The sequence below is a fragment of the Micromonospora sp. NPDC050695 genome (genome assembly GCF_040654415.1).
In the GTDB taxonomy this organism is placed as follows: domain Bacteria; phylum Actinomycetota; class Actinomycetes; order Mycobacteriales; family Micromonosporaceae; genus Micromonospora.
This window is the reverse complement of the sequence record NZ_JBFAHZ010000092.1, coordinates 1-9,634: the sequence shown is the minus strand read 5'-3', so window position 1 is coordinate 9,634 and position 9,634 is coordinate 1. Positions and strand designations below refer to the sequence as shown.

10 protein-coding genes and 1 pseudogene are annotated in these 9,634 nt (G+C 68.6%); 5 read left to right on the top strand and 6 right to left on the bottom strand.

Annotation, left to right across the window (positions count from 1 at the left end; all coding sequences use genetic code 11):
* Window position 1: 1 nt before the first annotated feature.
* Both AB0H52_RS30910 and AB0H52_RS30905 read left to right on the top strand, forming a co-directional pair.
* Window positions 2–1,060: an ISAs1 family transposase gene (locus AB0H52_RS30910; protein ID WP_357951796.1), complete on the top strand. Its 1,059-nt coding sequence runs from the start codon at window positions 2–4 to the stop codon at window positions 1,058–1,060.
* A gap of 19 nt (window positions 1,061–1,079) precedes the next feature.
* Window positions 1,080–1,892 (top strand): MMPL family transporter, encoded by an 813-nt coding sequence (locus tag AB0H52_RS30905; protein ID WP_151492837.1) that lies wholly within the window; start codon window positions 1,080–1,082, stop codon window positions 1,890–1,892.
* Between the two features lie 71 nt (window positions 1,893–1,963).
* Here the strand turns inward: AB0H52_RS30905 and AB0H52_RS30900 are convergent, their stop codons facing one another.
* Together AB0H52_RS30900 and AB0H52_RS30895 are read right to left on the bottom strand one after the other, a co-directional pair.
* Window positions 1,964–3,931: an amino acid transporter gene (locus AB0H52_RS30900; RefSeq protein ID WP_151492838.1), complete on the bottom strand. Its 1,968-nt coding sequence runs from the start codon at window positions 3,929–3,931 to the stop codon at window positions 1,964–1,966.
* Between the two features lie 520 nt (window positions 3,932–4,451).
* Window positions 4,452–4,787, bottom strand: coding sequence for a hypothetical protein (locus AB0H52_RS30895; RefSeq protein WP_357951793.1), 336 nt, complete (start codon window positions 4,785–4,787; stop codon window positions 4,452–4,454).
* 72 nt (window positions 4,788–4,859) lie between these two features.
* Between AB0H52_RS30895 and AB0H52_RS30890 the strand changes: the two genes are divergently transcribed.
* Window positions 4,860–4,997, top strand: a complete 138-nt coding sequence (locus AB0H52_RS30890) for a hypothetical protein (protein WP_192580493.1) — start codon at window positions 4,860–4,862, stop codon at window positions 4,995–4,997.
* Here the strand turns inward: AB0H52_RS30890 and AB0H52_RS30885 are convergent.
* On the bottom strand, window positions 4,975–5,691 hold the full coding sequence (locus AB0H52_RS30885) for a DUF899 family protein (protein ID WP_151492835.1): 717 nt from the start codon (window positions 5,689–5,691) through the stop codon (window positions 4,975–4,977). The two genes, AB0H52_RS30890 and AB0H52_RS30885, sit on opposite strands and share 23 nt — an antisense overlap.
* Before the next feature lie 137 nt (window positions 5,692–5,828).
* Between AB0H52_RS30885 and AB0H52_RS30880 the strand changes: the two genes are divergently transcribed.
* Entirely contained in the window at window positions 5,829–6,749 is a 921-nt protein-coding gene (locus AB0H52_RS30880; protein WP_357951791.1) for an RNA polymerase subunit sigma-70, read from the top strand.
* A 17-nt stretch (window positions 6,750–6,766) separates the two neighbouring features.
* Here AB0H52_RS30880 and AB0H52_RS30875 read toward each other — a convergent pair whose 3' ends face one another.
* Both AB0H52_RS30875 and AB0H52_RS30870 read right to left on the bottom strand, forming a co-directional pair.
* On the bottom strand, window positions 6,767–7,174 hold the full coding sequence (locus tag AB0H52_RS30875) for a DUF2267 domain-containing protein (RefSeq protein ID WP_151492834.1): 408 nt from the start codon (window positions 7,172–7,174) through the stop codon (window positions 6,767–6,769).
* A gap of 74 nt (window positions 7,175–7,248) precedes the next feature.
* Window positions 7,249–7,929, bottom strand: a complete 681-nt coding sequence (locus AB0H52_RS30870) for a TMEM175 family protein (protein ID WP_151492833.1) — start codon at window positions 7,927–7,929, stop codon at window positions 7,249–7,251.
* A 249-nt stretch (window positions 7,930–8,178) separates the two neighbouring features.
* Here AB0H52_RS30870 and AB0H52_RS30865 point away from each other — a divergent pair, with 249 nt between their 5' ends.
* Window positions 8,179–9,120: an aldo/keto reductase gene (locus tag AB0H52_RS30865; RefSeq protein WP_357951788.1), complete on the top strand. Its 942-nt coding sequence runs from the start codon at window positions 8,179–8,181 to the stop codon at window positions 9,118–9,120.
* 129 nt (window positions 9,121–9,249) lie between these two features.
* Here the strand turns inward: AB0H52_RS30865 and AB0H52_RS30860 are convergent.
* Window positions 9,250–9,634 (bottom strand): annotated as a pseudogene (locus AB0H52_RS30860) (hypothetical protein); the annotation flags it as partial.

Genomic DNA, 9,634 nt, shown 5'->3' with positions numbered 1-9,634 from the left:
TGTGGCGCTGCTGACCGTCGCGGTCTGCGCGGTCCTGGCCGGTGCCACCTCGTTTGCCGCGATCGTCGACTGGCTGTATGACCTCGACGAGACCGACCAGCGGCGGCTCGGGTTCACCCGGGGCGTGCCCGCCGGCACGACGATGTGGCGGCTGTTGACCCGCCTCGACGCGGCCCTGCTCAGCGCTGTTCTGGCCGGCTGGCTGCGGTCGCGGACACCGCCGGCACCCGCCCGACCGCGCCGCTACCGGACAGTGATAGCCGTCGACGGCAAAACCTTGCGGGGCGCCCGCCTGCCCGCCGGCCGCCAGGTGCATCTGCTGTCCGCGCTGGACACCAGCACCGGCATCGTCCTGGCCCAGGTCACCGTCGACACGAAGAGCAACGAGATTCCGGCCTTCACACCCCTGCTCAACGCCGTCGAGAAAGTCCTGGGCAGCCTGACCGGGGTCCTGTTCGTCGCCGACGCGATGCATACCCAAACCGGTCACGCCGAGCAGATCACCAACCGCGGAGCACACCTTCTCCTGCAGGCAAAGGGCAACCAGCCCACTCTTCATGCCCAGCTCAAGAACCTGCCCTGGGCGCAGATCCCGGTCGGTGACCGCACCCGCGACCGCGGACACGGCCGTAAGGAGACCCGCACGGTCAAGGCTGTCACCCTGCACATCCCGGGCGGGATCGCCTTTCCGCGCGCCCAGCAGGCCGCCCGGATCATCCGGACCCGCACCGTGGACGGCAAGACCAGCAGGGAGACCGCCTACCTGGTCACGTCCCTGACCGCCGCCGACGCTCAACCCGCTGACCTGCAGAGGTGGACGAGGGCAGAGTGGCTGATCGAGAACCAGGTCCATAACGTCAGAGACGTCACGTTCCGTGAAGACCTGCATCAAGCCCGAACCGGCACCGGACCCGCCGTCATGGCCACCCTGCGTAACACCGCGATCGGCTGGCACCGCATCAACGGCGACACCAACATCGCCCGCGCCAACCGCCGCTCCGACCGCCGATCACACGACCTCATCGACGCCGTGACCAGCAGTTACACCAACACGCAATGACCCTGGCGTCGGGAGCCTGATGCCCGGACCCGCCGGCAATCCCGCCACCATCAGCTCGGACGGCACCGCCGCACAGATCAACCTGCTGCTGAACACCAGCCCGTACTCCAATGACGCGCTCGACCTCGCCGGTGACGACCAGCGGCAGGTGGCCCACGCCCAGGCTCCGGCCGGGACGACCGCGCTGGTCGGCGGCGTCAGCTCGGTCTTCGCCGACATTCGCGACGCGAACACCCGCGACCTGTGGGTGATCTTCCCGGTGGCCGGGGTGCTGATCGCGGTGATCCTGGGCCTGCTCCTGCGCAGCCTCGTCGCCCCGGTGTACCTCATGATCGCGGTCGGCCTCGGCTTCGTGGCGACGCTCGGCGCGACCGTCCTGGCTTTCCAGGGTGTCGGGGGTCGGTCCGGCTTGTCGTTCTTCCTGCCGATCATTCTGTACCTCTTCGTGGTCGCGATCGGCACCGACTACAACATTCTCATGATCGCCCGGCTACGCGAGGGGGCACGGGCCGGCAACGATCCCCGTACCTCGGCAGCATTGGCGATCCAGCACGCCGGACCGTCGGTGGCCGCCGCCGGTCTGATCCTCGCCGGCACGTTCACCTCGATGCTCTTCGCCGGGGTGTCGTTCCTGACCGAGATGGGTTTCGCGGTCTCGGTGGGAATCGTGCTGTCCGCGTTCGTCATGTCCCTGTTCCTCGTCCCCGGCCTCACCGCGATGCTCGGCCACGCCGCCTGGTGGCCGGGTCACGGCGACGCCACCCGGTCGGACCCGTCGGCGACGCCCAGCCCGGCCATGGAAGCCGGGTCGGAGGCCGCGCCGGCCCACTGAACGACCGTGGGGCGCCGACTGGCGGCATGACCGTCAGTCGGCGCCCTGCCGTCGGGAGGGGGGTGGCCTCGTCAACCGCCGACGTGGATCCCGGGTCGGCGAGCGGGATCAGGCTCGGCCTTGCGGATGATCTCCCGCACCACCGGTGGGGTGTCGCCCCGCCCGAGGATGAGGTACCGCAGCAGATGCGCGATGGGATTGCCCTCGGACCACTCGAAATGCGCGTGGGGGCGTAGGCCGGTGGCGTCGCGCAGGGCCAGCAGGATCGCCGCGATGGCGTTCGGCGCTGCCGGGCTCTGCGCCCGAAGCACGCGGTAGCCGTCTACCTCGACCCCGCGGACCCGCAGCACGTCGCTGAAGTCGGACGGGTCGATGACCTGGATCTCCAGGAACATCACGTCGGCGGCGCCGGGTACCGGGTTCATCCCGCGCTGCGCGCGTTCCTTTGCGCGGTACTCGGCGCTCGTCCCGGAGTGCGGGCGGTGCGCGACGACGTCGAGGCGTCCGTCGAACTCGATGGAGTCGACGATGAACCGGCGCGCGAGCTCGTCGAACTCGATCCGCTCGGCCCGCAGTTCGGTCGTGCGGGACACGCGGGAGATCAGCGATACCGCGATGATGCCGGCGATGAACAGGCCGGAGATGGCAATCCCGTCCGGCTTCTCGCGTACGTTCTCCATCAGCGCGTACAGCAGCACCAGCGTGAGCGCGGCGAACCCGGTGGTGGCCCAGCGTTGGTGGCGGCGCAGCGCCGAGATCGTCACCGCGACCGCGCCGGAGACCATCATCGCCAGGATGCCGGTGGCGTAGGCACCGGCTTGAGCGTTGACGTCGGCCCCGAACGCCACGGTGATGCCGATGCTGATGACCGTGTAGACGATCACCACAGGCCGCACCGCCCGGCCCCATTCGGGTGCCATCCCGTACGAGGGCAGGTAGCGCGGCACGATGTTGATCAAACCGGCCATCGCCGAGGCGCCCGCGAACCACAGGATCAGCACACTGCTGATGTCGTAGACGGTGCCGAAGCCCTCACCGAGATACTGGTGGGCCACATAGGCCAGGGCCCGCCCGTTGGCGTCGCCGCCGGGCTCGAACTGCTCGGCGGGGATCAGCACCGTCGTGACGAACGTGGTGGTCAGCAGGTAACCGGACATGATCAACGCGGCGGTGGTGAGCAGCTTCCGGGTATTGCGGATCCGGGCGTCGAAACGCGCCTTGGCGTCGTCGCCGTCGCTCTTGACCAGCGGCATCATGCTCACGCCGGTCTCGAAGCCGGACAGGCCCAGCACCAACAGCGGGAACGCCAGCACCGCGGGGCCCACCACGTCGCCGACGCCACCGGTGCCGGCGGTCAGGGCGTCGGTCCAGCCCGAGAGCAGCGCCGGGTCACCGATCACCTCGACCAGCCCGACGGCCACGATCACCGCGTTCAGCAGCAGGAACATCGCCACCAGGGGAATGGCGACTCCGACCGCCTCGCTGAAGCCGAGCAGGAACACCGCGCCCAGGATCAGTAGCAACACCACCGTGACGAGCACTGCGGCGCCCTGCCCGTGAGGGAAGCCCTGCGGCAGGATCGGATTCTCCAGCAGATGCACGGTCGCGTCCGCCGACGACAGCGTGATCGTGATGATCCACGACGTCGCCACGAAACCCAACAGGACCAACACGAACACCTTGCCCCGCCAGAACGGCAGAAGCTTTTCCAGCATCGCCACCGATCCCTGCCCGTGGGGACTCTCGCGAGCCACCCGCCGGTACATCGGTAGCACCCCGAAGAGGGTCAACGCGACGATCAGGAGCGTTGCCAGCGGCGACAGCGCGCCGGCGGCCAGGGCCGCGATGCCGGGCAGGTAGGACAGGGTGGAGAAGTAGTCCACTCCGGTCAGGCACATCACCTTCCACCACGAGTGTGGCGTGGCGTGCGACTCGCCGGCCTCAGGACCGGCGGGTTGCACCTGATGGCGCAGCAGCCACCGCACCAGCGTCCCCGCTGGTGGGGCGGCCGCCGATGGCGTGTCCACACACTCGGGCATCACCAGGCCACCCGGACTGGGCGCGCCGTCGTCCGCCCGCGGATCCGGGCCCGGGTCGCGGTGCCCATCGCTGCCGGGACGTACGTCCGTGTCGGCCTCCTGCCCGCTGACCATCCCGACTCCATCCCCGTCCGGGCGGGAGCGCCGCCACCGCGTCCCGCCGAGCTTGCACACCCTGTCCGTTGCTGAGCAGCGCAGAGCCTACTCACCCTGCCCAACCAGTCCGCATCTCCAGGGTCGCTGACCGGATGACCGTCACCAACCGGCTGGCGGCCCCGCCCGACGCGATCATCGGGGAAGCGGTGCTCGCCATCGGGAAGCGGGACGCTGGGCTCGTCCGACGCGGCGCGGCGCTCGTGGGAGCTGGTAGAGGTCTCGCCGATCATGGACGGCGGGTGCGCCCAGCGGATGCTGAGCCGGCAGCCTTTGGAGGCGGCCATCGACGAACACCTGCTGTACCTGCGCGCGGTCTGCGGCCTAGTACTCCAACGTCACCTGATCTGCCGGCTGGTTTACTCGGCTAGCTCATGAAGAAGATCATGGCCGCGAGGCTTGCCCCCATGGCCAGGCGCTCCCAACGGAGCAGGTCCGTGATCGGTCGATTGCGCAGCCGGACGAGTGCGGCCGCCATCCAGCAGAGGTAAGCCGCCGTGGCGGCGCGTAGCAACACGAGCGCCGCGGCATGGCCGGTGACGGTGCCGTGGTCCATCCGGGACCCGGCGGCCATGTGGTGGATAGCCATCGACCCGCCGTGTTGATGCATCAGCACGGCGAGCGCCATGAGCACCGCCCCGGCCGTACGGTGCCACTCCACCTCCGGGCCGCGCTCGGTCGGACCGCTGGTGACGAGTGCCACCGCGAAGGCGAGGAGCAGCAGCGCGCGCCCGCGTACTGCACAACCGGTGCGGCGTCGACGGTCACCGCGACCATGACAGCCACCATCGCACCCGCGAGCATCCGGGCCCTGCGGGACGCGCCCGCCCGCGGCACGACGCAGCAGCAGGCCGACACCGCGGCCGACCCGAGCATGATCATCTCGAGCGTCAGGACGTCACCGCCGGCGTAACGCCGGGGCGTGACCATTGGGCGGTGGGGCGGCCGTTGAGCCGCCACGGGTGACCACTGACCCGCGGCCAACCTTGGGGTGAGTTTTCCCAGTTCTCTTGCCGGCCGTACACGGTGAGGTCCAAGGTGTGGTAACTGGTCGTCAACGCCTCCACGCCCCGCCCGGTGGTCCAGTAGGTTTCGTAGACTTGGTCGCCGTCGCGCAGGTAGCAGGCGATGAACCCGAATTCGCGACCGTCGGCCAGAGCCGGGTCGGAGTCTTTCGCCGAATACCAGGGGAACGGGTAGCCCATGAACTCCGCGAACGGGGCACTTTCGTCGTAGGGGCCCTGGCAGAACGCGGCGTAGGTGACGTCCCGGGCATGCAGGTAGTCCAGCATCTGCATGTGACAGGTCGAGAAGGTGCACCCCTCACACTGATCCCCGTACGGTTTGCCGTCGTGCCACATGTGGAAGTAGGCGATGAGCATCCGGCGGCCCTCGAAAACCTCCACCAGCGGGGTGTCCCCGCCGGGGCCCTGGACCGTCACCGTCGGCATCAAGGTCATCGGCAGCTGACGACGAGCGGCTGCGATCGCGTCTCCTTCGCGGGTGTGGGCCTTCTCCCGGGCCAGCAGTTCGTTGCGCTCGCGCAGCCAGGTCTCCCGGTCGACGACCGGGGGCGTGGCTGCGCCGGACGCGGGGGTTGCCGTCATGGCTGTCTCCTTCGTGGGGTGGGGATTGGTCACAGGTACAGACGACCGAGTCGGCGATCGTCATCGGTGACCGATGACGGATGGGGTCCGCGGTCGTCAGTACGGTTGTGAGGACCACTCAGCCCTGGGGAGATCACATGTCCGACTCGCCTGACGAGCAGGCGGTCTGGCTGCAGCGCGCCTTCGACGAGCACCGGCGCGAGCTACACGTGCACTGCTACCGCCTCGCGGGGAACGTCACCGACGCGGACGACCTGGTGCAGGAGGCCTTCCTGCGTGCCTGGCGGGCTCGCGACCGCTTCGAGGGTCGGGCGTCGGCGCGCACCTGGTTCTACCGGATCGCCACGAACGTCTTCCTCGACAGCCGCAAGGCGGCCGGTCACCGGACGGTTCCGTATGGTGACCCGCTGGAGTGGTCCACCGAGCTCGGTCCCTACCCAGACGCCCTGTTGGCCGACGATCCGCAGACCGGTCTCGCCGCCCGGGAGACCGTCGAGCTGGCCCTGATCGCAGCGCTCATGTACCTGCCGCCGCGGCAGCGGGCGGCCTTCGTGCTGCGCGACGTCTACGGCTGGACGCCGCAGGAGATCGCCGGCGCGCTCGACACCGCCGTAGCGGCCGTCAACAGCCTCATCCAGCGGGCCCGCCACACCCTCCGGCGGCGCGCTCCGTCGGACCCACAGGACTGGCGCCGCCCGCAGCTCACCAGTGAGGACGAAGAGATCCTGCGCCGCTACGCCAACGCGAAGGACCCGGAGACGGTCCGGGCACTGCTCGCCGAGGACGTACGGATCACGATGCCGCCCGAGCCGCCGGTCGTCGGGATCGACGCGGCCGCGGAGTTCCTCGGCCGACCGCTCGACTGGCGTACCTTCCCCACCTCGGCCAACGGGCGCCCGGCACTGATCAACTATCTCCGCCGGCCCGGCAGCCCGCACTATGAGGCGCTGGTCGTCGACGTACTCCGGATCGAGAACGGGAAGATCGTAGAGAGCAACGCCTTCATCGGTGCCCGTCACGTCGCCGCCTTCAGCATGCCCGCCACGCTCGAGCCCTAGACGATGACGTTGGAGTACTAGGTGCCGATCCGGCGGGGCTGGAGCTGTCCCGACCCCGGCCCGGTCAACTGCCAGAACTCCTGCGGCAACTGGTCGACAAAGTCCCCGTACTCCTTCGCGCTGGCAGACTCACGGAGGGTGTCCAGCACGGCTCGCGCTCCGTCGGCGGCCACCTGGCGATCGACCCTTGCCCGGGACTGCACCCGTTCGAGGAATTCCGTGAGTCCGAACCGTTCCGGATCCTCGGTGGGCCTGGACACCAGGCTTCGTAGCTCCTCGGGGAGCTGGGAGGCGAGGTCCCTTGCCTGGCCGCCGGTGATCCGGTTTGCCATAGTCTCGAGCGTGGCGCGGGTGATCGGTTCGGCCTGCCCCGGCGGAACCTCGGGCCGTGCTGCCACAGACTGAATGAACTCGCTGTAGTTCACCTCGGATCCCCCCTTCGAACCGGATTGCCGCGGGTACCCGCCTGCGCCCGGGTGAAACGGCGGATCGCCCGCCCTCAACGCGGTGGGGGAGGGCGGTGGTTGGTACGTCGGGTCACTCGCAACTGATACAGGCCGGCGCTGGTGATCGCGTAGAAGACGGGCGGGAGAAGGAAGATGACCAGGCCGATCAAGGGCGCTACCAGGTAGCCCACGACCCCTGCAAGGAGGTACAGGACGACCCCGGCGAGGGCCCGGACCCGCTCGACCGGAAAGAAGCCGCCCTTGGCCTGGTCCTTCAGCAGGTCGGGGTTCCGGGCCAGGTAGTGGTAGAACGCCAGCCACGTCGCACACAGCAACGCGCCGATCAGCGCGTAGAAGGCGATGGCCACACGCTGGTCAGCGTTGTTGTGCTCCTGCAGCGCGTGCGACACGACGATGGTCGGAAACGGCAGCAGCGCCGTGCTGAACAGCACGAGCAGGTTCATCCAATGCAGACCGCGATCGACCTGTTGAATGCGGTTGAACGCCGCCTTGTGGTTGAGCCAGACGACGGCCACGTACGAGTAGGACGCGAGATAGGCGACGTACGACGGCCACTGAGCCAGCAAGCCGGACAGGAGGTGGCCAGGCGGGACGTCCGGCACCCGGAGGTCCAGGACCAGCAGCGTGATGATGATGGCGAAGATCGCATCGCTGAACGCGACGGCGCGGCTGGTGTCCGATCGGGTGCCTAGGTCCGTGTCTGGCCCGCTCACCGATTGCGCCTACCCGGGGTCGTCTGCGGCAAACAGCTGGGTAGCTCGGTTGCGAATGCGTGCGCCTGCAGATCGATGCCTTCGGATACGCTACATCCGGCCACCAGGCGTGCCACGGTAGCCGGATGCGGGTGGTGGTCAGGGTTTGCCGCGGCGGCGCATCGCTAGATCGCGGTCACCTTCCCGGTACGGGAACCCGCAAGCTGGGCAGCGAGGCCCGCTCGAGGGCGGACAATCCGGAGGTGCCCGTTGCGCGGCCGCTGCCTGCGGGGAGAGGGCCGCGACGCGCGTGTGCTGCCTCTCGCGGCGGGTAACCCAGACCACCCACTGTTACCCGGAGAGATCGACGTGACGATGCCTGCCGACGCGATCGAGCTACCGTCCGGCCAAACCATGCCCGTGCTCGGCCAGGGAACCTGGTACCTCGGCGAGCACCCCGCGAGGCGGCGGGACGAGATGACCGCCCTGCACACCGGGCTCGACCTGGGCATGACCATGATCGACACTGCGGAGATGTACGGTGACGGCGCTTCCGAGGAACTCGTCGGCGAGGCGATCGTCGGACGCAGAGCCGACGTGTTCCTAGTTGACAAGGTGCTGCCGTCCAACGCCAGCCGACAGGGAACCGTGCAGGCCTGCCGCCGCAGCCTGCAACGACTCGGCGTCGACCACATCGACCTCTACCTGCTGCACTGGCGCGGCACGCATCCACTCACGGAGACGATCGAGGCGTTCGCCGAACTCGTCGACGCCGGCGACATCGGGCAGTGGGGTGTGACTAACTTCGATCTCTCGGACATGACAGAACTCCTTGAGGCGGGCGGAGATGCCTGCGCGACCAATCAGATCCTGTACAACCTCACCCGCCGCGGTCCCGAGTACGACCTCCTGCCCTGGCTACGCGAGCACCGCATCCCGGTGATGGCGTACTCGCCGATCGAGCAGGGGCGGCTACTCGGTCACCCCCAGGTCGAAGAGGTCGCCGCCCGGCACGAGGCCACAGCCGCTCAGGTCGCGCTGGCCTGGGTGCTGCGGCAGGAGATGGTCGCGGCCATCCCCCGATCGTCCAATGCGAAACACACCCGAGAAAACGCCGAAGCGCGTGACGTACAGCTGACCGAGGAGGACGTGGCGGCACTCGACACGGCGTTCCCGCCGCCGGGAGGCCCACAACCGCTGGAGATGTTGTAGGGCCAGCGGCCCTTCCGGCGGGACCAGGCGAGATCGCCGTCGAGCTGGTGACGAACGGGATCATCGCGCGTGAGGTGAGCCCGTGCATCGAGCATCCCTGCGACCTGTGCGGAGCGGGGTCGCGTCGACTCAGCTACCGCTGTGCACCCGCCCGGCCTTCTCGTCCTGCCAGCCGTCGGGTTGCGGGTGGTAGCCGTAGGCGGCGGCCCGAACCGTCTCCTCATTCTCCAGGCCGGAGCCGATCGCGCCTCCCACAGTGGCCAGCGAGCTGGTGATCCAGGCGAGCGTCAGATAGTCGCTGAGACCGACCGACTGCTGCAAAGTCTGTTCCAGCACGGATGTGTCGATCAGCAGTGCCCCGACGAGCACCGTTCCCACGAGTAACACCACGTATGACACCGCCGTGGCCAGCGTGAGAGTAAGAGCGACCGGCAATAGGTATCCAAGATTCGGACAGTTGGATACCCGGGGGTAGCAAGCAGGCACGGGAGGTTGATCATCGGAGTTCTCTACG